Consider the following 25,175-nt stretch of genomic DNA (forward strand, 5'->3'; position numbering starts at 1 on the left):
AGAATCAGAACGCAATTCCATAGGCAATTCTAAATGTGTGAATGCCATAGCCCCGCCGGGGAGAAGGGGAGTTCGCCGCTTGCTCGGTTTGTCCCCTCTCCCCGCGCGCGGGGAGAGGGTTAGGGTGAGGGGCTTTTCGCGACGGTTGGAGAGTAGAATTCACATTCGAGGCATGCGGAAGGTGAAGCGTGTCTCGTCGCGCGTCGAGGTCACTGTGATCTCCCCCCGATGGGCGGCAGCGATCTGTGATGCGATGTAGAGGCCCAGCCCGAGGCCCTGTTTGCCGGGGCCGTCGTGCTCGCGGCTGAAAGGTTCGAAGAGCTGGGCCATGGCGTCCTCAGAAATCGGTTCGCCGGGATTTGCGACCGACAGCGCGAACTCATCCCCCTCAGTCCAGGCGCGAACGGTGACAACGCCGTCCCGCTCGCCGTGCGTCAGGGCGTTGCTGAGCAGGTTGGAGAGGAGCTGCCCCATGCGGGCGCGGTCGCATGACACGGGTTCGCTCAGGCGGAATTCCGTCTCGATCACGCGATCCGGCCAGCTCGCGCCGAGCTCGTCCACGATATGCATCAGAACAGGCTCGAGCGGCTCATCGGCGTTTCGATCGAGCCGGATGCCGCCGCCGAGCCGGCCTCTTGCGAAATCCATCATATTGGCAACGAGGGTTGCGATGCGGTCGGCGCTTCTCTGCATCAGGTTCAGGGTCGCTCTCGCCTGCTCGTCATCGATCCTGCGGGCAAGCCGATGGATGCCGGCCTGGACCGCGGACAAAGGATTGCGCAGATCATGCCCGAGGATTGCGATGAACTGTTCGCGCTGCTCCGAGGAGGCCTGCTCATCCAGAAGCTTGGCCTGCGATGCGGCAAGCTGCCTGTCCGTCTCCAGATGCCGCGCGATCAGCTCCGCAAACAGCTTCAGCGTGCCGATCGTGCGGGGATCGCCGACACGGGCCGGCTTGCGATCGAGTGCGCAGAGCGTGCCGAAGAAGCTGCCGTCGTTGAGGATGATCGGAGCGGCGATATAGCTTCGAAAGCCGTGAATGGCGGGATCCGGATGCGTACGGAAGACCTCGTCGCGCGTGACATCGTCAATCGCAACCGTTTGCCGATGTCTACGGATCTCGTCGCTGATCGTGGTTTCGACCGGGAGCTCGGCTGCGGGCTTCAGGCCGAGGCCGATTTCGTCGAGGACGCTGCAGGCGATCCATTGTTTTTCCGTCACGCGGGCGACAGCGGCAAAGCCCAATCCAGTCGTGCGGCAGACCATATCCAATATGGCGGGAACGGCGGCGATGCGGCCGACGGCATCGATATCAGCCTGGAGGTCATCGTTCGACGTCAACTCGCGTACCTCGCACGTCCTTCTACTATGACGCTATTCCGATCGCAAGTCATCACAGTAGAGTAGCAAGGATCGTGGTCGCATGCAGGCGGCCTTCCGGTTGCGGAAGGAATTTATTTTTCAATCCGTCATTGCCCAATCGAATAATAGGCCTATATGGAGGCGATCGAATATTGCTTGTGACCTTGGCTCGTGCGCTGACGCGCTCAGTCGGATTTCCTCTCAAACATCGATAGCAGCCGGCGGGTGGTCCTCCGGAAAATACAACGATTGAAAGGAGATCGTTATGAATTCAGGCACGGTAAAGTGGTTCAACGGCACCAAGGGTTTCGGTTTCATCCAGCCCGATGACGGTTCGACGGACGTCTTCGTTCATATTTCGGCCGTCGAGCGCGCCGGCATGCGCAATCTCGCCGAAGGTCAGAAGATCCGGTACGATCTCGTTCGCGACAAGAAGTCCGGCAAGAACTCCGCCGACAACCTTCAGACAGCATGATTTGTCATTTGCCAGCGCTGACCACGGACGTACTGGCAGCGCAAAGGCGGAATGACGGTAGAGGTCGGGTTGCTGCCCGGCCTTTTTGTTTTTGATCAACAAGAAACGCCAAAGGCCGCCAATCGGGGACCTTGGTTGAAACCGGCCAGCATCAAGTCGGCCGTCAAGGTCGGTCAGCGTCAAGGCCGGAAAACATTCTCCCAATTTCCATGATCGATAGGGTAGCCCGGCTACCAACAGAAGGGATATAGTCTTGCAGGTACTCGTCAGAGACAACAATGTCGACCAGGCGCTCCGCGTGCTGAAGAGGAAAATGCAGCGGGAAGGGCTGTTTCGCGAATTAAAGGCGCGCAGCGCCTACGAAAAGCCATCCGAAAAGCGTGCCCGCGAAAAGGGCGAAGCCATTCGCCGTCAGCGCAAGCTGGCCCGCAAGAAGCTGCAACGGGAAGGTTTGCTTCCGGCGCCGAAGAAGATGGCGCGCGCACGCTGATTTTCGCAGCGAGCGCGCTGCCGCCCCCGGACGGGGCCATCCGGCATGGCCCCCGCCAGCTATTGAGCCCAGCACTATCGAAAGGAAGGCTGATGACCGCGACCAAGGGAGAATTCTTCAATCCCAAGAAGCTTTCCGCCCATGACAAGGCCGAGGTGACCGACAACACGGCGCGTGCCATCATCGCCGCCGAGGCAGCTGAGCGCCAGAAGAAAACGGAGAAGCTGAAGAGCCTCCGCATGCAACAGGCGGCCAGTGCCGAGCCGGAAGCCGGAACACCGACCAAAAAACGCCGCTCGCGACGGTAATTATCGGCCATCTCGGGGTTCGGTTACGGTCTCTCTTTGGCGCGTGGCCCTCATCCGCCCTCCGGGTTTCTCCCCGCGAGCGGGGCGAAGGGGAGTTGTACCTCCGTCGTCCCTCACGGCGGCGATGTCAGGCTAGGCTGGGGGGCCAAGCCGGTTGATTCCCGGCGGGTTGCCATCGATCGGCCAAGTCAGAAACGGTTGATCAGCCAGAGGATCGCCGAAAGCACGATGCTGACGATCAGGCCGGTCACAATAGGGGCGTAGAAGGTCAGGTTCCCGCGCCTGATCACAATGTCGCCCGGGAGTCTCCCGAGGCCGATGCGCGTGAGCCATGGCCAGAGAATGCCGACCACAAGAACGATGAGACCGAGGATGATCAGGATTCGCGACATGGCTTAGTCCGCCAATGACGATTGAATTCCAGTATATCGGAAGCTTGGCCCTTTGCGAGCACATGCTGCAGCAGTGACAACCTGCCGAGCGGATTCATTCCCGCTAAAGGGGAAAATGGCGCCCGCTAAAGGGGAAAATGGCGAGCTGCCGGCCTCCGTCGTCTTGATTTAAATTACGATCGACGCATGTTACCTTAGATTGCAGGGGGGCTTGCGATGTCGGAATTGCTTGAACATCCAAGTGAGGCGGATCGGCGGTCGCTGCGACGAAGGGAGCTGCTGACCTTCCTGGTGCTGGCGTTCGGCATCTGGCCGCTCGTTGCCGTCGGTGTCGTGGGCGGCTACGGTTTCATCGTGTGGATGTACCAGATCGTCTTCGGTCCGCCGGGCCCTCCGGGACATTGAGGTTCGCCATGCGCCAAGAACGCCTCTCGCGCCGTGAACTGTTCGTGGGCCGCCCGGCTAAGACGAAGGTCTTCATTCGGCCGCCGGGCGTATCCGCCGAAGCCCTTGAAGCCTGCACGGGCTGCGGTGCCTGCGTTGCGCGATGTCCCACCAAAATAATCCATCTGGTCGAGGGCCTGCCGTCGATTGATTTCGCAGCCGGCGAATGCACGTTCTGCGGAGAGTGCAGGGTTGCCTGTCCCGAGCCGGTCTTTGCAGAAGAGGACGCCCGATCCTTCCCCCATGTGGCCGTCATCACCGATGGCTGTCTTGCCAGGCATGATGTCGCGTGCCAGTCCTGCGGCGAAAGCTGTCCCGAGCAGGCCATCCGGTTTCGCCCGCGCATCGGCGGGCCGTTTCTTCCAGAGCTGAACGAAGAGATGTGCAGCGGCTGCGGCGCGTGCCTGAAGGTCTGTCCGGTCGGCGCCATCACCCTGCGCGTAAGAGAGATGGGGGGCGCCGATGTCTGAGATGGCTACCCCCTATCATATTTCAAGCGCCGTCATCGCCACGATGCCGGCCCACACCGAGGCCGTCCTTGCCGCGCTGGCGGGGATGGAAAACGTCGAAGTCCATGGCCATGGCGGCGGCAAGATCGTCGTCGTCATCGAGGGGACGAGCACGGGCATGCTCGGGGAATGCCTGTCGAAAATCTCGCTTCTCAACGGCGTGATCGCGGCAAACATGGTTTTCGAGCACGTCGAGATCGAGGAGATGCAGAGCCATGACGGGAGAACTGACGCGGCGTGACATTCTCAAGGCTCAGGCGGCCGCCATTGCCGCGGCCGCGGCGGGCATTGCGCTTCCTGCGGCTGCGCAGCCAGTGCCGGGCGGCGTCAGCGCGCTGGAGATAAAGTGGTCGAAGGCGCCATGCCGGTTCTGCGGAACGGGATGCGGCGTGATGGTCGGGGTCAAGCAAGGGCAGGTGGTCGCGACGCACGGCGATATGCAGGCCGAGGTCAATCGCGGGCTCAACTGCATCAAGGGCTATTTCCTGTCGAAGATCATGTACGGGGAGGACCGTCTGCAGACGCCGCTTTTGCGCAAGCGCAACGGGGCCTATGCCAAGGACGGCGAGTTCACGCCGGTCGGCTGGGACGAGGCCTTCGATGTGATGGCCGAACAGTGCAAGAAGGTGCTGAAGGAAAAGGGGCCGACGGCGGTCGGCATGTTCGGTTCCGGCCAGTGGACGATCTTCGAGGGCTATGCCGCCACCAAGCTGATGCGGGCCGGCCTGCGCTCCAACAACCTCGATCCCAATGCCCGGCACTGCATGGCGTCGGCGGCCTACGCCTTCATGCGCACCTTCGGCATGGACGAGCCGATGGGCGTCTACGACGATTTCGAGAATGCCGACGCCTTCGTGCTCTGGGGCTCGAACATGGCGGAGATGCACCCGATTCTCTGGACGCGCGTCGCCGATCGCCGCCTCGGGCAGCCGCATGTCCGCGTCGCGGTCCTTTCTACCTTCACCCATCGCAGCATGGATCTCGCCGACATTCCGATCATCTTCAAGCCCGGAACCGATCTCGCGATCCTGAACTATATCGCCAACCACATTATCCGCACGGGTCGCGTGAACGAGCAGTTTGTTGAGCAGCACACGAGATTCTCGCGCGGGGTGACCGACATCGGCTATGGCCTGCGCCCGGACAACCCACTGGAGGTAAAAGCTGCCAATTCCGCCGATCCGGCGACGATGGAGCCGATCGACTTCGACACGTTCAAGAAATTCGTTGCCGATTACACGCTGGACAAGACCGCCAAGCTGACGGGCGTCGATCCGGAGTTTCTCGAACAGGTCGCGGAACTTTACGCCGATCCTGACCGCAAGGTCATGTCGCTCTGGACGATGGGCTTCAACCAGCATGTGCGCGGCGTCTGGGCGAACCAGATGGTCTACAACCTGCATCTTCTGACCGGAAAGATATCGGAACCCGGAAACAGCCCGTTCTCGCTGACGGGCCAGCCTTCGGCCTGCGGCACTGCCCGCGAGGTCGGCACCTTCGCGCATCGACTGCCGGCCGACATGGTCGTGACCAATCCCGAGCACCGGAAACGTGCAGAGGAAATCTGGCACGTCCCGCAGGGTCTCATTCCCGAGAAACCCGGCTATCACGCCGTCGAGCAGGATCGCATGCTGAAGGACGGCAAGCTCAACTTCTACTGGGTGCAGGTCAACAACAATATCCAGGCCGCCCCTAACACCAGCAACGAGACCTACCAGGGCTACCGCAACCCGGAAAACTTCATCGTCGTATCCGACGCCTATCCGACGATCACGGCGATGTGCGCCGACCTCATCCTGCCGGCCGCCATGTGGGTGGAGAAGGAGGGGGGCTATGGCAATGCCGAACGCAGGACACAGCTGTGGCGCCAGCTCGTGCAGGCGCCGGGCGAAGCGCGCTCGGACCTCTGGCAGATCGCCGAGTTCTCGAAGCGCTTCACGACCGACGAGGTGTGGCCGGCGGAGATTCTCGACGCCAATCCCTCCTATCGCGGAAAGACCCTTTTCGACGTGCTGTTTCGCAATGGTGAGGTCGACCGGTTCCCCTTGAGCGACCTCGACGCCGACTACGACAACAACGAGGCCAAGGATTTCGGTTTCTACATCCAGAAGGGCCTGTTCGAGGAATATGCCTCCTTCGGGCGCGGGCACGGGCACGATCTTGCACCCTTCGATACCTACCACGAGGTGCGCGGGCTGCGCTGGCCCGTCGTGAACGGGCAGGAGACGTTGTGGCGCTACCGCGAAGGCTTCGACCCCTTCGTCAAGCCCGGGGAAGGGGTCAGGTTCTACGGGCAGCCGGACGGAAAGGCGGTGATCCTCGCCGTGCCCTACGAACCGCCGGCAGAACCGCCCGACAGCGAATTCGATTTCTGGCTGGTGACCGGCCGCGTGCTGGAGCACTGGCATTCCGGATCGATGACGATGCGGGTGCCGGAACTCTTCAGGGCATTTCCCGGCGCGCGCTGCTTCATGAACGCCGACGACGCCCGCAAGCGCGGCTTCAACCAGGGGGCGGAGGTGCGCATCGTCTCGCGACGCGGCGAGATCCGCTCGCGCATCGAGACCCGCGGGAGAAACCGCATGCCGTCGGGCGTTATCTTCGTGCCATGGTTCGACGCCAGCCAGCTGATCAACAAGGCGACGCTGGACGCGACCGATCCCATCTCCAAACAGACGGATTTCAAGAAATGCGCGGTCAAGATTCTTCCGGCCGTCTGAGGAGGCGGCAGCATCGCTTGCTGGTCGCAACAGGACTTGTCCTGTTCGTCGCAACCGCCGCGATCGGTCAGGTGGTCGAGAACCTCGTGCCACAGCTCCAGGGACGCGCCAGTTCGATGGAGACGGGTCCGGCGGCACCCCTGCCGAAATGGATCATCGACGATCAGCGCAGGATGCGTGCCTATCCCGACCAGCCGCCGATCATTCCGCATTCGATCGAGGGGTATGAGCTTTCGGTCAACGCCAACCGCTGCCTCTCCTGCCACAGGCGCGAATTCACGCAGGCATCCGGCGCGCCGATGATCAGCGTGACGCACTACATGACGCGCGACGGCCAGATGCTCGCCGACGTCTCGCCGCGACGCTATTTCTGCACGGCCTGCCACGTTCCGCAGGCGAATGTCCAGCCGCTGGTCGGAAACACCTTCAAGGACATGAGCGAACTGGGTTTCAAGCCGGCCGGAAGCGAGTGACGTCATGATCGCTTGGATCAAGAAAATCCCTCTCCAGGCCTGGCGCATCATGACGAGGCCCGCCGCCACACTCGGCCTCGGTTTCCTGACGCTCGGCGGCTTCATCGGCGGCGTCATGTTCTGGGGCGCGTTCAACACGGCGCTCGAGCTGACCAATACCGAGACCTTCTGCACCTCCTGTCACGAGATGCGCGACAACGTCTATCAGGAGCTTTCGCGCACCATCCATTTCTCCAACCGCTCGGGCGTGCGCGCGACCTGTCCCGATTGTCACGTGCCGCACCAGTGGACGGACAAGATCGCCCGCAAGATGCAGGCCTCCAAGGAGGTTTGGGGCAAGATCTTCGGCACGATCAATACGCGGCCGAAATTCCTCGAAAATCGCCTCGAGCTTGCCAAGCACGAGTGGGCCCGCATGAAGGCCAATGACAGCCTGGAATGCCGCAACTGCCATTCCTCTGTCGCGATGGACTTACAGAAGCAGACGCAGCGGGCGGCCGAGATCCACGAACGGTATCTGCTTTCGGGCAGGGCGACCTGCATCGATTGCCACAAGGGTATCGCGCACGAGCTGCCCAACATGCAAGGTATCGATCCGGGCTGGATGATGCCGAAGGAACTGGAGGGCAAGACGATGGCGGCTGAGACCCCCGTCGACGAGCTTCGGCGAGCGCTAGCGGACGTGCATCATTAAAGCCTGTAGCGTGAAAAGGGATTCACACGACTAGCTTTAAGCTTTGTTTTTATGCATGTCGTTGCCGCAAAACCGCTGCACCCTTTTGCGCGATATGCATCAGTCCTCTGTTGCCGGTGGCGTCAAGCACGCTGATCCGAAGAAGAATCGGCTCGGGAGGACTCGATGATCCTGGCAAGATGCAGGCGGTGATCTTCCAATGTAAGCTCGAATTCCATCAGCAGCTCTGCCGCCAAGTCGACCGGAAGACCATGCTCGAACAACTGATCGACAATTTCGCGCTGTCTGCGAACAATACGCTCGCCATCGCGCACGTGGCGCTCAGCCATTTCTAACGTGGTTTCTGGGCGAGCCATACATCACTATACCACGATTAGGGATACGGAAGGTGAAATCTTATAGGTGATGCGATGGAAGGTCATGGACCGAGAGCAAGCCGAAAGACCGCAACGGAGATGCCGCGATCGAGAGCACAAGACTCCCGGTCTGTTATCCGCTTTTAATCAGAGCGGGATGCCGAAGAACGTGCGCGGTCTTCAGGCAACATCCTGCCTCTAACTTTCTGAATTAAAGACGCTTTGGATTTCAGATCGATCCGATCTTAAATCATCCGCCTCTGGCCTATAGTCGTGCCAGGGACTATGATTGAGGGCGAAGGCGCCTGCTGCAAACAGCCTATGTCCGCAGCTACACAGACGGCGTTCGTTGGAACAAATCCATCCAGATACTTGTTCTTTAGCTGAGCGAGGAAGATGATGGCCAATCGCGACATCGTAGTGATCGGAGGATCGGCCGGTTCGATCGGGCCAATTAAAACGATCCTTTCGGACCTGCCTGCAGACCTCCCCGCTGCGGTCGTCATCGTCGTGCACGTGCCCTCGAATAGCCGTGGTATCTACACTTCGATCGCATCCATGGGGGGAGGCCTCCCTATCAAGGTTGCCGAGGACGGCGACATGATCGAGGTCGGGCGGACCTACATCGCTCCGCCGAACCATCACTTGCTTATCACCGGCAAACAACTCCGCCTGGGCAATGGCCCGCGGGAAAACCTGGTCCGCCCGGCGATCGATCCGTTGTTCCGGTCCGCGGCCATTCATTACGGCCCGCGCGCGATCGGTATCATATTGAGTGGTATGCTGAACGACGGCGCGGCAGGACTGAGTGCAATCAAGCAATGCGGCGGGATTGCTCTTGTCCAGGCGCCGAGGGATGCTTCCGCCTCGGAAATGCCGCTTGCTGCGCTCGAGGCCACGCCAGTCGACCTGAGTGCGGCAGCACCCGATCTCGCACCGGCGATCTCGCACTACGTCAACCAGATCGCCGGCGATCGGCCTCCTGTCCCCGCCGATTTGCAGCTCGAAGTTGCGATTGCCAACGGCGGTCCTACCAATAGCCCGGATATTGCCAAGATTGCCGGACCAAGCACTTTTACCTGCCCGGACTGCGGAGGCGTCATTTCCGAAGTCAACGGCTCGACGCCGTTACGATTTCGTTGCCAGGTGGGACATGCATTCACGGCAAAAGCACTGCTTACGCAGAAGGAGGAATCGGTGGACGAGGCCGTCCGTGTTGCTCTGCGCATCATCGAGGAGCGGGCCGGACTGGTCTCCAGAATGAGCAACGACGCGAAGCGGGCAAAGCGCATGGGGATGGCGGAAATGTACCAAAAACGTGCGGCGGAGTATCGTGGTTATGCGGAAACCCTGCGTCGCGTCGTTGTACAGAGCATGGAAGAAACGCCAGGCGATTTGGGGTATGTCGACGATGAAGATTCCGATAAAATAAAGGCATGACGAACAATTAAGTCGTCGCGAATTGTGGGACCGAAAGCGTGACGAAGCAGCCTCGACCGAAACAGGCCGGAAAGACGGAAAAGACCATCGCTGCGGGAGACACCAGAGCGCAAGCCTCGGCGCGTCCTGTTATCATCGGCATCGGTCTCTTCGCCAGCGATCTGTCGAGCCTTGAAACATTGCTTGGCAAGATGACCGCGAAGTTGAGCGCTTCCTACGTTCTTGCGATCCAGCATCGCGATCTGCTCGACGAACAGCAGTTTAGCTCTCGCATCGCTGCAGTCAGTGGCCGGATCGTCAAGAAAATCACCGAGCGGATGCAGATAGAGCCGGAAGAGATTTATTATCTTCCTGCGGGGACAACCGCTGTCCTGTCCAACGGTCGCTTCGAGCTCCAGACGCAGACCGAGCTGGCGGGTGAGCGCGGTATAATCGACACTTTCCTCGTCTCGCTCGCCGAGCAGGAACAAAAGCACGCGATCGGCATCGTCCTGGCGAGCGTTGCAGCCGAAGGGACACTTGGTGTAACGGCAATCAAGGAGCAGGGCGGGCTCACCTTTTCAGAGGCCGGCGCCGAGCCGATCGATCTTGTGCATCACGCGGCGCAACCGAAGAGTGCCGGATCGATCGCGGACCTTTCCTTGCCGATCGATGCTATGGCCGAGCGCGTGCAAGCCCAGATCCGCGCCCTGCAGCGTGCAACCGCCGCCCAGGATTTCGACGAGCTCGTCACCGAGGCGGCGCCGCAACTGACCAGGATCGCCGCGGTCCTGCGCAACAGGACCGGCCACGACTTTCACGGATACAAGCACAATACCTTCCTTCGCCGCGTGCAGCGACGCATCCAGGTCACCCAGACCGAGACGCTCGACAATTACATCGAATTCCTGCGTGGCGATGCGGATGAGGCCAAGGAGCTGTTCAACGATCTTCTCATCGGCGTCACCCACTTCTTTCGCGATGTCAAGGAGTTCGAGTTTCTGGAGAAGGAGGTCATACCCAAGCTCTTCGAGGGCAAGGGATCGGGTGACCACTTGCGCGTCTGGGTTCTCGGGTGCGCGACGGGAGAAGAAGCCTATTCGATCGCAATCCTGCTGCGGGAGCACATGGCGCGGCTCGATGTCGTGCCTCACATCCAGATTTTCGCCACTGATATTGATGCACGAGCCCTCACCCAGGCCCGGGTCGGCCGGTATGCGGCGTCGGCAGTGAAGGATGTGACGCCCGAGCGGCTCGCCCGCTGGTTCGTCAAGGAGGGCGAGACCTATGGCATTGTCAAGGAGCTGCGCGAGATGTGCCTCTTCTCGCAGCACAACCTCATAAAGGACGCGCCTTTTTCTCGCCTCGACATGGTATCGTGCCGCAACTTGCTGATTTATCTTGGTCCGGAGCTACAGAACAGGATCATACCGCTCTTTCATTTTGCCTTGCGGCCCGGCGGCTACCTGTTCCTCGGCAATTCGGAAAATGTCAGCCGACATGCCAAACTGTTTTCTCCGGTCGATCGCCGGTTCAGGATATTCCGGCAGATCGAGACGATGACGCGCCTGCTGCCGGATTTTCCGCTCTCCGCAAGCACGGACCGCCATGGCGTGGCGGAGGGGCTGCCAGGCGTGCGCTCCACGATGAACAATGCTTCCGCCCTGACCAAGCATGCGGAAAGGATCATGGAGCGCTATGCACCGGCCTATATGATCGTCGACGAGAACCATGATGTGCTGCACTTTTCAGGCCGCACCGGAAAATTCATCGATCCTCCCTCAGGACATGCAAGCCTCAATGTCTTCAACCTCATTCATCGCGACTTGAGGATCGATCTGCGTACCGCGCTTCACAAATGCGAAACCGACAAGACGGCGGTCAAGATCGGCGGGCTGAAGGTCGGGCAAAACGGCAGCGCGCTCGTGGTCTCGCTGTCGGTCGAGCCGATCGAAACCGCGCCGGGGCAGCCACGGCGCTACATGATCATTCTCCAGGACGGTCAGATCGTCGGAGACGAGGAGACAGCCCCTTCGCAGCGCTCGCCAGGGCAAGACGAGCATGTCCGCCGGCTTGAGGATGAGCTTCGTCAGGCACGCGACCGCTTGCAGGCGACGGTGGAGGAACTGGAGAGTACCAACGAGGAACTCAAGGCTTCGAACGAGGAATATCAATCCGTAAACGAGGAACTCCAGTCCTCGAATGAAGAGCTCGAAACGTCGAAGGAAGAACTGCAATCGTTGAATGAGGAACTGCAGACGGTCAACGGAGAGCTTGCCCACCGCGTCGAAGAGCTCGCTCGTGCCAATTCCGACCTCCGGAACCTGCTTGAAAGTACGCAGATTGCCGCCGTCTTCCTCGACAACGATCTTCGCATCAAAAGCTTTACCCCTGCCATCACGGACATCTTCCATCTCATCGAGAGCGATCTCGGACGGCCGATCCACCACATTGCGACACGCATTGCCTACGAGGATCTCGAAGCGGATGCCCGCCGCGTCATCCGTACGCTCGCCACGATCGAGCGGGCGACGAAAAACCAGCAGAACGGCTCCCAATATCTGATCCGTGTTCTGCCCTATCGCAGCGTCGACAATGTCATCGAGGGCGCCGTGCTCACCTTCCTGGATGTCACGCGCATGGTGCGGGCGGAGGAGCGGCTGCGTGACAGCGAAGCACTTCTTCGTTCGGTCGTCGAGGGGATTCCGCAGATGGTCTGGCGCGCGGTGGACGGAGGAAACTGGACCTGGTGCAGTCCGCAATGGACGACCTTTACCAATCAATCGGAAATGGCTGCCCTGGGACGTGGCTGGTTGGAACCGGTGCATCCGGATGATCGCGAGCGGGTCATCGAAGCCTGGAAACATACGGAGCGAACCGGGACGCTTGAAATCGAGCATCGCCTGTGGAATGTGGAGGAGGGCGCATACCGGGCTGTCCATCTGCGAGGGCGTCCAGTCACCGATGATGCCGGCAAGATCGTCGAATGGTTCGGTACGACAACTGACATTCACGATATGCTGCTGCTGCAGGAACGTCAGCGGATACTGCTGCACGAACTCCAGCATCGCGTGCGCAACACGCTGGCCATCGTCCGATCGATTGCAAGACGAACCGCCGAGAGGACCGGCAGCGTCAAGGAATATGCGGACGAACTCGATCATCGCATCATGGCCATGGCCCGGACGCAAACGCTTCTGACCCACGCACCCGACAGCACGATCGATTTAAAGAAGCTCATATCAGCAGAGTTGGAAGCGCACGAGCCGGAAGGCAAGCTGCATGTCGAGATCGATGGGCCATCCGTGTCCGTCTCCGGCAAAGTTGCGGAAAATCTGGGGCTCGCTATTCACGAACTCCTAAGCAACGCGGTGAGATACGGAGCGTTTGCCAGCGGAAATGGCCGTCTGAAGGTCAGCTGGAACGTGGTAAACTCAAGCGATGCGGGTAAGCTCGCTATCAACTGGCAGGAGATACTGCCCTCGGCGAACCTCGCCCCACCAGCTCACAGAGGTTTCGGCTCCGAATTGATTGAAGGCGTCGTTCCCTATCAGTTTGGCGGGACTGCACAACTCAAGTTCCGCCCAGAAGGGCTCCTCTGCACAATTGAACTGCCGCTGTCAGACAATGTCCGGCTTGCGGAGCAGGCGGCAGGATTGCGGGAACGGAGAGAGCGATCAGCAGATTGAATCATCCCGTGCTACTGCATGTCTCCTTAGAACGGTTCAGCTTTCCATGGAATCGCAGAACCGCTTTAACCCTTTGTTTTCACGCGATTCCGGACGGAAAACCGCTTCGCACTTTTCCTGGAATTGCTCTAAATCGGCCGATTTAAGGATAAAAACATGCAGCAATTCAAAGCGATACAGCGACCTTTGTGCGTCTTATAAGACGCGCGGCGCTGTAGGTGCGGCCTATATTAAAAGGCTATGAGACCGACCAGATCGTGGGCCAAGCCCTTATAGTCTACAGGTTTCTGGTGGCGACAGATCTGTTGGAAACGCTCGGGTATGGCGGAAACGTCGTAGCCCGAGGTGAACAGGAAGGGGACACCCCTGGCCACCAGCGCATCTGCGACCTCGAATACCGTCTCGTTGCGGATGTTGATATCAAGTACAGCCGCGTCGATCTTCTCGGTCGCCCGGATGAGCGCCAGCGCGGCCTGGATCGTTGCCGCAGGGCCGAGGACAGATGCACCGTCTGTCTCGATCATATCGGCAAGGTCCGTTCCAATCAGATATTCATCCTCGACAATCAGGACGACAGGAGCAACACTTCCATCGTTGTCCAGGATCGCTCTGCTTAGTTCGCTTTCAACACCCATCACGGACTCCCTCATTTTCCTGAATGAGGTCATCTGCAACACTCGCGTTTCTGCAAAAACGGCCCGAAAATGTGCAAAGGACGAGTATGCGCGCCACAAACGTTCGCTTCCGTTGTGCACGAATACCGGCATTGGTCATTACACATGTCCCCAGCACATTGACCTGGTTGCCCAAACGCGTCAGATCGTCTGTAGTTCCCTGTTGAGGTGCGTTTGACCAAAGTGAGTTTCGCAACGTTGCCGGTGTTGATGGGCGGGGTGGAATTCCGTGAGGGGTGATATGCAGGGCAAATTTCGCCGATCCACGATCTCATAGATCAGGCTTCAGGCAATCGGTGTGAAGGAGTCTTTTCGCCGTGCAGACGCACGGCGGCTGGATCCCTGTGACAAGCACAGGGAAGAAGGAGGTTGGTGAGGCCTCCACGTCAAACAACGGCCTCCGAAATACCGGAAGCTTGGCACGGGTCTCGTCATTTCCAGGATTTCAGGAGGTGATTGGGGCACGGACGGCCCCTCACGTTCCCTCTTCCCTGTGCTTGTCACAGGGATCCAGCCGCGCCGTGTCCACGGCGCGAATGACTCGCGTCCTCAAGGTGGATGCAGATGTAACCCTTCATGGCTGGATCTGTGACAAGCACAGCGATGAGGGAGGTCGGGAGGTTTCCGCGCCAAACAACTGGCTCCGGAATATCCGCTCCAAGGGAAGCGGCGGGAATTTTCCCGCCGTCCTGTTCATCAGATCGACTTGACCTCGCCGCCATCCATGCGCAGCGTCGTGCCGGTCATCCAGCGCGCGCCCGATGACACCAGGAAAGCCATCAGTTCGGCGATTTCCTCGGGCTCGCGATATCGCGCGATGCCTGCCTCCTGCGGAAACCTGGCTGTCGCCTCCTCGACGGTCATATCGTGCAAGGGTGCCAAGTGCTGGAGATAGGATCGGCGCCGGCCGGTCATGACCGGACCGGGCAGGACGCTGTTGACCTGCACGCCGTCGGCGATACCGCGATCGGAGAAGGCTTTCGCGAGCGCGACGATCGCCGCATTGATCGTCCCGACAGCGGCATAGGGGGCCTTGGGGAAGATGGCCGAGTTGCCGGACATCAGGACGACGGAGCCCTTGGCCTCCTTCAGCGCCGGCCAAGCCGCGATCGTGAGGCGCCGCGCACCGTGCAGTTTCAGCGCCAAACCACCTTCCCACTGCTCGTCCGTCATCTCGAAAAGGTCGATCTGCGGCACTGCTCCGGCGATGTTGAGAAGCGCGTCGATGCGGCCAAAGGCTGCCAGCGTCTGATCGACCACGGACTGCGCGGCCTTGGGCTCAGCCAGGTCCACATCGCCGATCGGGAACTCGCCGCCGGGGCAGGATTTCACGAGACCCACGCATTCGATACCGCTGACCGGTGCTGCTTCGGCCCATTCGCCGTGGCGCATGTGCATCTCGGCATGGTTGAGGCCGAAGGCCTTGATCTCGATGACGACGTGGCCGGCCTTAGGCTCGGGCTCGGGAATGTCCTTGTAGACGAGGCTGTCCAGACCGCCGAATTTCTCAAGAACGATCGCACGCATGGCTATTCTCCGTTATGATCGGCAGCCGCCCGCCGATGCGGGTCGGCTGCGGGTTCGTTCGATGTCAGTTGGCTAGAAACTCACGAATAGCCGCCGCAATTTCTGCAGCGTGTGTCTCCAGCGCGAAATGGCCTGTGTCGAAGAAGCGCACGACGGCGTTCGGATTATCGCGCCTGAAGGCCTCTGCACCCGGGGGCAGGAAGAAGGGATCGTTCTTGCCCCAGACCGCCAGGAAGGGCGGCTTGTGGGTGCGGAAGTAGTTCTGGAAGGTCGGGTAGAGCGCGACATTGCTCTTGTAATCGCCGAAGAGGTCGAGCTGCACTTCATCGGCGCCGGGGCGGGCCAGATAGAAATTGTCGAGCGAATAGCCGTCAGGCGAAACTCTGGTCGGATCGGCGACACCGTGGGTGTATTGCCAGACGGTCGCCTCGGGCTTGAGGAAGGCCCTCAGGGCAGCGCGGTTTGCCTCTGAAGCGTCCTGCCAATAGGCGCGGATCGGGTTCCAGCCGTCGCTCAGGCCTTCCTCATAGGCATTGCCGTTCTGCGAGATGATCGCCGTGATCCGATCCGGATGCTTCACCGCAAGCCGGAAGCCAGTCGGTGCGCCGTAGTCGAACACGTAGACGGCATAGCGGTCGAATCCGACGATTTCGGTGAAGCGGTCGATCTTTTCGGCAATCCGGTCGAAGGTGTAGCCGCGCTCCGGCATGTCCGAGCGTCCGAAGCCCGGAAGATCGGGCGCGATGATGTGGAAGCGATCGGCAAGCAGCGGAATCAGATCGCGGAACATATGGCCGGCGCTCGGAAAGCCGTGAAGCAGCAGCAGCTTCGGCGCGCCTGGCGAACCCGCCTCGCGATAGAAGATGTTGAAGTCGTCCACGTTAACGGTGCGATAGTTGATGGTCGTCATGTCGTTTCTCCTTTGCTAATTGTAACCACTTTATAATTAATGAAACGGTTACTTCGTTTCGGGTTGGATATAGCGTGCACGGGCCTCGCGGCCCAAGCCATGTCAGTTCGGATGTTTTTGCTGACGGCCCTGGAAGATCTCGGGTCGGAGGTAGAGAAATAGGGCACAGCAGATCAGAGCGAACCCCAGGAGCGGAACCGCCGGGGCCACGAGTCCCGCAGCCGCAAAGGTTGCCAGGCCGACAAGCGTGCGCCGGCGCGCCAGGCGGCGGGATTGTTCCGGCATTGCAGTGGCATCGGCATGCGCCAGGATCTCCCGCTCAAAGAGCAGGTACGCCAGATTCACCAGCACAAAGACGGCTGCATAGGTTGCGACGGGCACTGGCGCGAGATCGGTCGTCGCCATCCAGGCTGTCGTGAACGGCAGCAGTGAGACCAGGAACAGGTGCACGAAGTTGATCCAGATCAGCCGGGGCGAAGCGAAGTGCACCAGGCGGAAAAGATGATGATGATTGACCCAGATGATGGCGATGAACAGGTAGCTCAAGGCATAGCTGACCAGCGTTGGCCAGAGAGGAAGGATGGCGGCAATCGTCGGCTCCTCGGGCGCCTTGAGTTCCAACACCATGATCGTGATGATCACCGCGAGCACTGCGTCCGAAAATGCACTCACACGTTCCGTCGTCATCTTCTGCCCGCGCATCTGCCTGCCTCCTCATACCGTGCTTCAACAGCCGAAGTCAGGCCGCGGCCACCTCTGCAACCGCCTCCCGGATAATATCCAGGACGGTGGCAGGCGCGGTGACGATCGGTGTATGGTCGACAGCGTGAGAACGCACGCGCGCCTTCATGCGTTCCGCCATGAACCGCTGATTGTCGGCAACGATCATCCGGTCCTCTTCTGCCACCAGGAACCAGGCCGGGCGGTCCTTCCAGAGCGGGCGTTCCATCGCGACCGTGATGCAGGCCGGCGAAATCGGCCGCTGCACGGCGGCAAGCACCGCCTGCTCGTCGGCCCCGGCATTCTGGGCGAATGCCGTGCCAAAGGCTTCCTCCGGCAGATAGATCAAACCGTGGCGGTCGGGCGCGAGCTTCGGCGCCTGCGGATGCGGCTCGCCGCGATAGAAGATATCCGCGACCGTCTCGCCTTCGGCCGGAGCGAGAGCGGCAATGTAAACAAGGGCCTTGACCTTCTCGTCGCGCGTCGCCGCGATGACGGCACCGGCATAGGCGTGGCCGACGACGATGGTTGGTCCCGTCACGCGCTCCAGCGTGCGGTCCAGTGCGGCAACGTCGTCGCTGAAGGATGTCAGCGGCAAAGGTGCGGCAACCACCGTGAACCCGTCGGCGACCAGAGGCTGGATGATTTTTGCCCAGCTTGACCCGTCAGCCCATGCGCCGTGGGCAAGCACGATATTCACATTCTTCGGGGACATCGCCGCTCTCCTTTACAGCCGGCAGGTTAGTAACCTGTTTAATTGATGCAGAGAGGTTACTTGCGAGTGGCGTAACTTGTCAAGTCTCATTGGAATGGTTATATGCAATTTGTGTTTTTCGAGGGTCGCCGGCGGTGGACGTCACGGCGGCCGGAACAGGAGTCATGATGGACAATCGCTCGCCCGCCATTTTCGTCGGCGACGCTATGGGGCTGGATTTCTTGAATTCGATCGCGACGCCGGTCGACACTGCGATCGACTGGATCGATGACGGCGAGGGCCTGTTGCGCTGGCTGGAACAGGCAGAACTGGTGCCCCGCGAGGCCCTGGAGGTCATTCGGGCACAGGCGCTGCCCGGCGAACTCGACAAGGTCGCCGACCAGGCCAGAAGCCTGCGCGAATGGTTCAGGGGTTTCGTCCGCAGCCACAAGGGCCGGCCCCTTCCAGCAAATGCACTGGACGAACTGGAGCCGCTCAATCGCCTGCTCGAACGCGACGAGGGCTATAGCCGTATCGTGACGCGGCGTGTCGATGGACGGGAGACCTTGGAGTTTCAGGCCGCGCGCAAGTGGCGCTCGCCCGAGGCGCTGCTGCTGCCGATCGGCGAAGCTCTGGGGCGGTTCGTCTGTACGGAGGATTTCTCGAATGTGAAGGCCTGCGAAGGACCTGCCTGCACGCTGCTCTTTGCCGATCACACACGCGGCCACAGGCGGCGGTGGTGCAGCATGGCGCTCTGCGGGAACCGGGCGAAGCAAGCAGCCCACCGCCATAGGATCAAGGCGGATCGATAGGGATCTGCTATTTCCAGGACGGACTCGCTTCCTCGCCCAAAAAAATCCCCGCTGTTTTCCAGCGGGGAAATTGGTCAGTGGAGGTGGGTCGCAGAGCGCAAGGGGCAGCGCCACGAGAAGGCGCGCGTCCCGCGATCCCGAGTTTCAGAATAGTGCATGGGGACAAAGCTCCACAATCATCACTATTTAAGGGATTTTGGATATTTTTAGCTGCTCACGCGACAGGCTTTAGCTTGTTGTTTTCATGCATGTCGTTGCCGCAAAAACCGCTGCACACTTTTGCGCGACATGCATCAGGATTCGAGCCGTCCTTCTCGCGCTTATCGAAGATTGAACGAGTATCTCTGCAAAATTAGCCAAAGGAGCAATGCTGCGACAGCAATCCAGATGCAGACGATAGCAACTGACCCGGCACGGCTAATGGGACGCTCTCCGGCAGTTGCTGCCGCCGCGCGGTGCTCTTCCATCACTTTTTCCGGGATCAGTCGGACGACAAGAGCGATGGCGATCGGGAGAAGGATTATATCGTCCAAGTATCCCAGGACTGGAATGAAGTCGGGGATCAGGTCGATAGGTGATAGCGCGTAGGCTGCGACCGCTACGGCCAGGACCTTGGCAAGCCAGGGAGTGCGGGGATCGCGCGCGGCGAGATAAAGAGCATGCACATCCCGCTTGATACCACGCGCCCACTGTTTCAGGCGTGCAAAGATGGATTTACGCTCGGACATGTCTACCACTCTTGGGCCTCCTGGCAGAGTCGCTATTAGTAGGTGTCGTCCAACTCTTCTTGCCACCGCCGGCTTGTTGTTGAAACCCTGATTCATCTTCATAAGTGGCGGCGCCGGACACTTTCGGAGACTGCCATTTGAATCTCATCCTGGGGCGGCGCCCAATTTCGCAGACGCCACTACGCCTGCCTGCCGCCAATCATCTTCCTTACCGACCAGACATCGACGGGCTGCGTGCCCTTGCGATCCTTCCGGTCGTTCTGTACCACGCCGGCATTCCCGGTTTTGGCGGCGGCTTTGTCGGCGTCGATGTCTTTTTCGTCATTTCCGGCTTCCTGATGGCCTCCCTTATCTCGGAAGATCTCGCCCGCGGCGAACTCAGCCTGCTGGGCTTCTACGAGCGGCGCATCAGGCGAATCTTTCCCGCCCTGTTTGCAGTCCTTGGCGCCTCCGCAGTGGCGGCATGGCTTTGGCTGATGCCGCTGGAATTCGGCTACTTCGCCCACAGTCTGAAGGCTGCCGCGCTTTTCACGTCGAACATCCAGTTCGAGAAAGAATCCGGCTATTTCGACATCGGCTCGCAGATGAAGCCCCTGGTACACACCTGGTCGCTCTCGGTTGAAGAACAGTTCTACATTCTGTTCCCCCTGATGCTGGCGGCGATCAACCGATTTGCACGGCGGCATACGGCACAGATCCTGGCCGCCCTGCTGATCGCTTCGTTTGTGGCGAGCGGGTGGATGGTGCTGCGAACGCCAGTCGTGGCTTTCTACCTGCTTCAGTTCCGGGCCTGGGAATTGCTCCTTGGAGCCTTGCTGGCCTTCAACTTCATACCGAAGCCGGTATCGCCGAAACTTCGGGGAAGTCTGGCGCCTGTCGGCATCCTGCTGATCGCCATTGCCGTGTTCTGCTTCAGTGACCGCACGCTTTTTCCCGGGCCGGCAGCTCTGCTGCCCTGCCTGGGAGCGGCTCTGGTGATCCATGGCGGCGCCAACGAAGGCCCTGCCGGTCGCGTGTTGCGGGCACGGCCGATGGTGTTCGTGGGCTTGATCTCCTACTCGCTCTATCTCTGGCATTGGCCGATCATCGTCTTCAGCCGCGAACTTACCGGTCGCCCCTTGTCTTTGCTTCAGGGGGGCCTGATTGTCCTTCTATCGTTCATCGTCGCCGTCCTCTCCTGGCGGTTCATTGAACGACCCTTTCGCGGACGCAGCGGCCCGATCCTCCGCCGACCCTTGTTTGCGGCGGCGGTCCTGGTCATGGCCGTTGCCATCGGCTTCAGCAGCTATGTGATCCTTCACAAGGGTGTCCCATCCCGCCTGACCGCCGACGTCCAGAAGGTCTACGCGGCCACCTATGACGAAAGTCGTTTCGGCCGCGCTCCTTGCTTTGCCAGCGCCGAAGCGGGCAGTCCGTCGCCGTCCGACACGCGCGCCGGCAAGCTATGTCGGCTTGGTGCCGAGGGCTCGGATAATCCCACCTTCCTCGTCTGGGGAGACTCGCATTCCGGAGCGATGGCGCCGGCAATCGACAGTGCTGCGAAGGAGGCCGGCGTTGCGGGTCTCATTGCCGGACATTCATCATGCCCGCCCTTGCCGGATGTCCAGCTTTCCAATCGGGGCGATATGGAGCGCTGTCGCGAATTCAATGCGGCGGTGCGCGACCTGGTGAAGTCGCAGCATATCCCGCTGGTCTTCCTGGTCGCCTATTGGCCGAAATATGTTCACGATGGCGAGTTGCCGAATGAAGGCATCTATTTCGATCCTTCCGTGCCGCCGCCGCTCACGGACAAGTCTGCATCGGTCACGGAAACGCTCGACCGATTGATGACCGAGTTAAAGGAGGAGGGCACCCGGGTCGTGCTGGTCATGGACGTGCCGGAGATGGGGCACTACATGCCGACAGCCGTTGCGAAGGCAATGATGATACATGCCTCGACCGATGTGGCGCCGCCGTGGGACTATGTGGAGAAGCGACAGGCGCTCTCGCGTTCCATCCTGACGCGCCTGGCTGCGAAACATGGCGACAGGATCGTTGATCCGCTTCCGGCGATCTGCAGCAATGGGCATTGCGATGCCGTTCGAAACGGCATGCCTCTCTACAAGGACGCCGACCATCTCACGGCCACTTTCTCTGGAAGTCTCGGCTATCTTTACGCGCCGATCTTCTCGACAACCAAGATCGACGGGGCATTAGAGCGGTTCCTCTCTCCTCCGTCACCCCTGTGACAAGCACAGGGATGAGCGTGGGCCGCCCGTGCCCCAATCACCGCCTGAAATCCTGGAAATGGCGGGACCCGTGCCAAGCCTCCGGTATTTCGCAGGCCGTTGTTTGACGTAGGGGCTTCCGCAATTTCCGTCATTCCTGTGCCTCTCACAGGAATCCAGCCGCCGTGCGTCCGCACGGCGAAAAGACTTTATGCCGACAGCCGGAAGCCGGATCTTTCGCCGTTCTGCGACCATGAAGGGTTACATCTGCATCCTCACCTCGAGGAAGCGAGTCATTCGCGCCGTGGACACGGCGCGGCTGGATTCCTGTGACAGGCACAAGAATGAGGCAGGTCGGTGAGGCCCCCGCGCCAACTAACCACCTATCAGATGTCGTCCCTCGCGGAACTCCTCCCTGCCATCAAACACAGACAACCTCACAAAAGCTCACGCAATTCCGGACGGAAACCGCTTCGCACTTTTCCTGGAATTGCTCTAACCCCGCTTACGCAGTCTCTCCAGGAGAGCACCGAGCGTGCCTTCCTCGGCAAGCATCAGGGCATGGTTGTCGGCAAGGGCGATGACTGCGGTAATGACCTCGTCTTCTTGCCATCCCGCCGCCGTCGCCCGGTCGACGAAAGATTGGAACTCGATCTCCAGAGCGTCCTGGCAATGCTGGAAGCGTTCGGGATCGTCGAGGGGTGTCGCAGGAGGAGAGATGTCTGTCATACGATCAGAATGAGGGCAGACGCTGTGTTAATCAAGGCGCCTCAACGCAGTTACTATGGATTTTAATTTAGATTCAGGGTTCCTGCCAATCCTATGGAGCGCTTTTCACAAGCTGATCGAGCACTGCCGCGATCTTGGGATTGCGGCCCTCGCTCTGTCGCGTGACACCATAGATCCCGCGTTGAATGCGTGGGGCCAGGGGCTTTGCAATCAGAGTTCCAGCGAAATTTCTAAGCGCCAGTCGAGGCATCACGGAAATCGAGCAAGCCGCTTCAACGAGAGCAAGAACGACTTCGAAGTTGTCGCTGAACCCGTTTATCATTGGTTCAAAGCCAGCAGCATTGCATGCCTGGCGGATTGCCTTTGAATAGGGACTGGCAGCAACGGTCAATGCCCAATGATCGTCCTTCAGTTGGCCAAGACTGACTGCAGCCTCTCCCGCCAAGCCGTGACCAGGCGGCAAAAGCACATAGAGCTCGTCCTGGCACAGAAACAGTGTGTCAACAGCATCGTCCAGGGCGTGTGGATTGATCGATATGTCGTCGATCACGAGGATGTCCGCCTGCCATGCTCTGAGCGCTGCCAGCGCTTCGACGGGTCCCATCGTCGTAATCGTGATGTCCAGCCGCGGGTGGTCGATTGCGAGTTGTCTCATTGCCGCAGGAATGAAGGACGAAGCTGCGGAGGGCAGGGCGGCAATCCTTAAATCGCCCGCGATGACATTCCGCAGTTCAGCGATATCCGTTTTGGCTTCCTCGACAATGCCGAATATTCTGTCTGCGTGCACGACCAGCCGCTGCCCGACCGGTGTCAACTGCACGCCTCGACCGCGCCGCTCGACGAGTGCTGTCCCGATCTCATCTTCCAATTGGGCGATCTGTTGAGAAACGGCGGATGATGAAATAGAGAGCGCATCGGCGACCGCGGCCATGGTTCCACGGCGAGCCAGTTCGCGAAGCGTCCGCAACCTCAGAAAATCCAAGCCGGATCCCTCACATCATCAATCAGCCACAAATACTAACCTATGGTTTCATTTTAATTAAGTGGACCTAAAGAGAAAGTCGCCGTAGGAAGATTTCAGCGAGCGGCCAAGATGATGGGATATCGATGCAGCAGACAAAGGTGCCTTATTTCAGCCAGTGGGAAACGCCTGACATGACGCTGCCGCTCTTGGCAGAGGGTCCATCGGCGCTCACGCGCGATCCGCTGTGGCGCAATTCCGGTGCGGAGACGATCGAGGAATATGCACGCTGGACCGTCAATGTCTGCGGCATGGCCTGCCTGAAGATGATCCTTGCCGCGCGCGGTGAAATCCATCCGACGCTCGAACTTGCCCGCGCCTGTACCGCCTATGGCGGCTATGTCGTCAACGAGATCGACGCCTCGATCAAGGGGCTGATCTACGCACCCTTCGTCAAGTTCGTCAGCGAAAGGTTCGGGCTCGGCGCCGAGACGTTGACGAATGTCGATACGGCCACCATTCCCGAACTTCTCGCCAAGCGGCGGTTTTTCATCGCCTCGGTGCATCACTCAATCCGCTGGCCGGAGCGCGAGCCGCCATCGAAGGGCGGGCATCTGGTGCTGGTGACGGCAGCCTCCCCGGAGACGATCCGCTTCCATAACCCATCCGGTCACGACCAGGCGAGCCAGGCGGACGTCGCGCTGCCGCTTACCACCTTCGATCGCTTCTTTGCCAATCGCGGCATCGCTATCGATTTCTGACCCTTTTCAACACCAGATCATTTCGGAGGTTTCCATGGCCACTTCCTCGAACAGACTGCGCATTGCCGTGCTCTTCGGCGGCCGTTCGACCGAACACGAGGTTTCGGTGCTTTCGGCGACCAACGTCATGCGCGCGCTCGAGCCCGCGAAATACGATGCCGTTCCGGTCTTCGTCACCCGCGACGGACAATGGCTGTTGAGCCGCTTCGAGGATGGCGCGCTTGCGCAACCTTCGACGGGCACGCAAATCTGCCTCGTTCCGGGCGGACGGGGGCGGATGGTCGCGATTTCGCCGGAAGGCAAGATGAGCGATGCCGGCAGCATCGACATTCTGTTTCCGGTGCTGCACGGCCTTCATGGCGAGGACGGCTCCGTGCAGGGGCTTGCGGAAGTTGCGCGCGTGCCGCTTGCCGGCTGCGGCATTCTCGGCTCGGCGACTGCGCTGGACAAGGATATCGCCAAGCAGCTGCTGAGGGCTGCCGGGCTGCGGGTCGCGCGGTCCGTGACGATCCATGAGGGCACCGCGCCCACGCTTGCCGCCCTGGAAGGCGAGCTCGGGCTGCCGCTTTTCATCAAGCCCGCCCGGCAAGGCTCGTCCGTCGGTGTCAGAAAGGTATCGGGGAGCCAGGAATTTGCGCCGGCGCTCGCCGAGGGCTTCAAGCATGACCGCAAGCTGCTGGCGGAGGAATTCGTCCCGGGACGCGAGATCGAATGCAGCGTGCTGGAGGATACCAAGGGCGGGCTCTTCGTCTCCCGTCCAGGAGAGATCATTCCGGCCGAAAGCCATGGCTTCTACAGCTATGACGCAAAATATATCGACGAGGACGGCGCGGCGCTGAAGGTGCCCGCGGAACTGCCTGAGGATGTCGAGGCGCGGATCCGGGAGACGGCAGCGCGGGCATTCAGGGCTTTGGGCTGCGATGGCATGGCGCGTGTCGATTTCTTCCTCGCTGCGGACATGACGTTCCTTATCAACGAGGTCAACACCATACCGGGCTTCACCAACATCAGCATGTATCCGAAGGCAATGGCCGCAAGCGGCGTCAGCTATCCGGAACTCATCGACAAACTCGTGGAACACGGGATGGCGCGGGCGGGGCGGCTTTAGGCCAAACGGCGAC

General features: G+C 60.2%; 27 protein-coding genes. 16 read left to right on the forward strand and 11 right to left on the reverse strand.

The window, feature by feature from the left end; genetic code table 11:
* Positions 1–159 precede the first annotated feature (159 nt).
* Positions 160–1,341 (reverse strand): sensor histidine kinase, encoded by a 1,182-nt coding sequence (locus AAE029_RS32760; protein WP_371077110.1) that lies wholly within the window; start codon positions 1,339–1,341, stop codon positions 160–162.
* 286 nt (positions 1,342–1,627) lie between these two features.
* Here AAE029_RS32760 and AAE029_RS32765 point away from each other — a divergent pair, with 286 nt between their 5' ends.
* From AAE029_RS32765 to AAE029_RS32780, 4 genes are all read left to right on the forward strand, one after another.
* Positions 1,628–1,837, forward strand: a complete 210-nt coding sequence (locus tag AAE029_RS32765; protein WP_371077111.1) for a cold-shock protein — start codon at positions 1,628–1,630, stop codon at positions 1,835–1,837.
* Positions 1,838–1,888: 51 nt separating this feature from the next.
* Entirely contained in the window at positions 1,889–2,050 is a 162-nt protein-coding gene (locus AAE029_RS32770; protein WP_371077112.1) for a hypothetical protein, read from the forward strand.
* 40 nt (positions 2,051–2,090) lie between these two features.
* Positions 2,091–2,327 carry a 30S ribosomal protein S21 gene (rpsU, locus tag AAE029_RS32775; RefSeq protein ID WP_371077113.1) on the forward strand — a complete coding sequence of 79 codons (237 nt, stop codon included), beginning with the start codon at positions 2,091–2,093 and terminating at the stop codon, positions 2,325–2,327.
* 92 nt (positions 2,328–2,419) lie between these two features.
* Positions 2,420–2,635, forward strand: a complete 216-nt coding sequence (locus tag AAE029_RS32780) for a hypothetical protein (protein ID WP_371077114.1) — start codon at positions 2,420–2,422, stop codon at positions 2,633–2,635.
* A gap of 188 nt (positions 2,636–2,823) precedes the next feature.
* Here the strand turns inward: AAE029_RS32780 and AAE029_RS32785 are convergent, their stop codons facing one another.
* On the reverse strand, positions 2,824–3,027 hold the full coding sequence (locus AAE029_RS32785; RefSeq protein WP_371077115.1) for a DUF2905 domain-containing protein: 204 nt from the start codon (positions 3,025–3,027) through the stop codon (positions 2,824–2,826).
* A 216-nt stretch (positions 3,028–3,243) separates the two neighbouring features.
* Here AAE029_RS32785 and napE point away from each other — a divergent pair, with 216 nt between their 5' ends.
* The 6 genes from napE to AAE029_RS32815 are packed head-to-tail and all read left to right on the forward strand — an operon-like array spanning position 3,244 to position 7,867.
* Positions 3,244–3,432, forward strand: coding sequence for a periplasmic nitrate reductase, NapE protein (napE, locus tag AAE029_RS32790; RefSeq protein ID WP_371077116.1), 189 nt, complete (start codon positions 3,244–3,246; stop codon positions 3,430–3,432).
* Positions 3,433–3,440: 8 nt separating this feature from the next.
* The gene (gene napF / locus AAE029_RS32795) at positions 3,441–3,941 is read left to right on the forward strand and encodes a ferredoxin-type protein NapF (RefSeq protein ID WP_371077117.1); all 501 of its coding nucleotides are present in this window, start codon (positions 3,441–3,443) and stop codon (positions 3,939–3,941) included.
* Positions 3,934–4,221: a chaperone NapD gene (locus AAE029_RS32800; RefSeq protein WP_371077118.1), complete on the forward strand. Its 288-nt coding sequence runs from the start codon at positions 3,934–3,936 to the stop codon at positions 4,219–4,221. Before napF ends, AAE029_RS32800 begins: the two co-directional genes overlap by 8 nt.
* Positions 4,196–6,700, forward strand: a complete 2,505-nt coding sequence (napA, locus tag AAE029_RS32805) for a periplasmic nitrate reductase subunit alpha (protein WP_371077119.1) — start codon at positions 4,196–4,198, stop codon at positions 6,698–6,700. Before AAE029_RS32800 ends, napA begins: the two co-directional genes overlap by 26 nt.
* Entirely contained in the window at positions 6,670–7,173 is a 504-nt protein-coding gene (locus AAE029_RS32810) for a nitrate reductase cytochrome c-type subunit (protein WP_371077120.1), read from the forward strand. The genes napA and AAE029_RS32810 overlap by 31 nt, the downstream gene beginning before the upstream one ends.
* A gap of 7 nt (positions 7,174–7,180) precedes the next feature.
* Entirely contained in the window at positions 7,181–7,867 is a 687-nt protein-coding gene (locus tag AAE029_RS32815) for a NapC/NirT family cytochrome c (RefSeq protein WP_371077176.1), read from the forward strand.
* 122 nt (positions 7,868–7,989) lie between these two features.
* On the opposite strand, the gene AAE029_RS32820 is transcribed toward AAE029_RS32815, so the two are convergent.
* Positions 7,990–8,196, reverse strand: coding sequence for a hypothetical protein (locus AAE029_RS32820; RefSeq protein WP_371077121.1), 207 nt, complete (start codon positions 8,194–8,196; stop codon positions 7,990–7,992).
* Between the two features lie 426 nt (positions 8,197–8,622).
* Between AAE029_RS32820 and AAE029_RS32825 the strand changes: the two genes are divergently transcribed.
* A complete protein-coding gene (locus AAE029_RS32825) occupies positions 8,623–9,663 on the forward strand; it encodes a chemotaxis protein CheB (protein ID WP_371077177.1) in 1,041 nt (346 codons plus the stop codon).
* 38 nt (positions 9,664–9,701) lie between these two features.
* On the forward strand, positions 9,702–13,331 hold the full coding sequence (locus AAE029_RS32830; RefSeq protein WP_371077122.1) for a CheR family methyltransferase: 3,630 nt from the start codon (positions 9,702–9,704) through the stop codon (positions 13,329–13,331).
* A gap of 230 nt (positions 13,332–13,561) precedes the next feature.
* Here the strand turns inward: AAE029_RS32830 and AAE029_RS32835 are convergent, their stop codons facing one another.
* The 5 genes from AAE029_RS32835 to AAE029_RS32855 all read right to left on the reverse strand — a co-directional run bounded on the left by AAE029_RS32835 (position 13,562) and on the right by AAE029_RS32855 (position 17,877).
* Complete coding sequence (locus tag AAE029_RS32835; RefSeq protein ID WP_371077123.1) at positions 13,562–13,966, reverse strand: response regulator; 405 nt, start codon at positions 13,964–13,966, stop codon at positions 13,562–13,564.
* Positions 13,967–14,701: 735 nt separating this feature from the next.
* Positions 14,702–15,532, reverse strand: coding sequence for an SDR family oxidoreductase (locus tag AAE029_RS32840; RefSeq protein WP_371077124.1), 831 nt, complete (start codon positions 15,530–15,532; stop codon positions 14,702–14,704).
* 64 nt (positions 15,533–15,596) lie between these two features.
* Entirely contained in the window at positions 15,597–16,442 is an 846-nt protein-coding gene (locus tag AAE029_RS32845; protein ID WP_371077125.1) for an alpha/beta fold hydrolase, read from the reverse strand.
* Positions 16,443–16,544: 102 nt separating this feature from the next.
* Complete coding sequence (locus AAE029_RS32850; RefSeq protein WP_371077126.1) at positions 16,545–17,144, reverse strand: TMEM175 family protein; 600 nt, start codon at positions 17,142–17,144, stop codon at positions 16,545–16,547.
* A 37-nt stretch (positions 17,145–17,181) separates the two neighbouring features.
* Positions 17,182–17,877 (reverse strand): alpha/beta fold hydrolase, encoded by a 696-nt coding sequence (locus AAE029_RS32855; protein ID WP_371077127.1) that lies wholly within the window; start codon positions 17,875–17,877, stop codon positions 17,182–17,184.
* Between the two features lie 167 nt (positions 17,878–18,044).
* Between AAE029_RS32855 and AAE029_RS32860 the strand changes: the two genes are divergently transcribed.
* Positions 18,045–18,668 (forward strand): CGNR zinc finger domain-containing protein, encoded by a 624-nt coding sequence (locus AAE029_RS32860; protein ID WP_371077178.1) that lies wholly within the window; start codon positions 18,045–18,047, stop codon positions 18,666–18,668.
* Positions 18,669–18,988: 320 nt separating this feature from the next.
* Here the strand turns inward: AAE029_RS32860 and AAE029_RS32865 are convergent, their stop codons facing one another.
* Positions 18,989–19,396: a YkvA family protein gene (locus AAE029_RS32865; RefSeq protein WP_371077128.1), complete on the reverse strand. Its 408-nt coding sequence runs from the start codon at positions 19,394–19,396 to the stop codon at positions 18,989–18,991.
* Positions 19,397–19,533: 137 nt separating this feature from the next.
* Between AAE029_RS32865 and AAE029_RS32870 the strand changes: the two genes are divergently transcribed.
* Complete coding sequence (locus AAE029_RS32870) at positions 19,534–21,624, forward strand: acyltransferase family protein (RefSeq protein WP_371077129.1); 2,091 nt, start codon at positions 19,534–19,536, stop codon at positions 21,622–21,624.
* A 474-nt stretch (positions 21,625–22,098) separates the two neighbouring features.
* On the opposite strand, the gene AAE029_RS32875 is transcribed toward AAE029_RS32870, so the two are convergent.
* Together AAE029_RS32875 and AAE029_RS32880 are read right to left on the reverse strand one after the other, a co-directional pair.
* A complete protein-coding gene (locus AAE029_RS32875; RefSeq protein ID WP_371077130.1) occupies positions 22,099–22,332 on the reverse strand; it encodes a hypothetical protein in 234 nt (77 codons plus the stop codon).
* Between the two features lie 91 nt (positions 22,333–22,423).
* Positions 22,424–23,314: a LysR family transcriptional regulator gene (locus AAE029_RS32880; RefSeq protein WP_371077131.1), complete on the reverse strand. Its 891-nt coding sequence runs from the start codon at positions 23,312–23,314 to the stop codon at positions 22,424–22,426.
* A gap of 125 nt (positions 23,315–23,439) precedes the next feature.
* On the opposite strand from AAE029_RS32880, the gene AAE029_RS32885 reads away from it, so the two are divergent.
* A complete protein-coding gene (locus AAE029_RS32885) occupies positions 23,440–24,054 on the forward strand; it encodes a C39 family peptidase (RefSeq protein ID WP_371077132.1) in 615 nt (204 codons plus the stop codon).
* 34 nt (positions 24,055–24,088) lie between these two features.
* A complete protein-coding gene (locus AAE029_RS32890) occupies positions 24,089–25,162 on the forward strand; it encodes a D-alanine--D-alanine ligase family protein (RefSeq protein ID WP_371077133.1) in 1,074 nt (357 codons plus the stop codon).
* Positions 25,163–25,175: the final 13 nt, after the last annotated feature.

Source organism: Sinorhizobium sp. CB7, assembly GCF_041357635.1.
GTDB lineage: Bacteria > Pseudomonadota > Alphaproteobacteria > Rhizobiales > Rhizobiaceae > Rhizobium.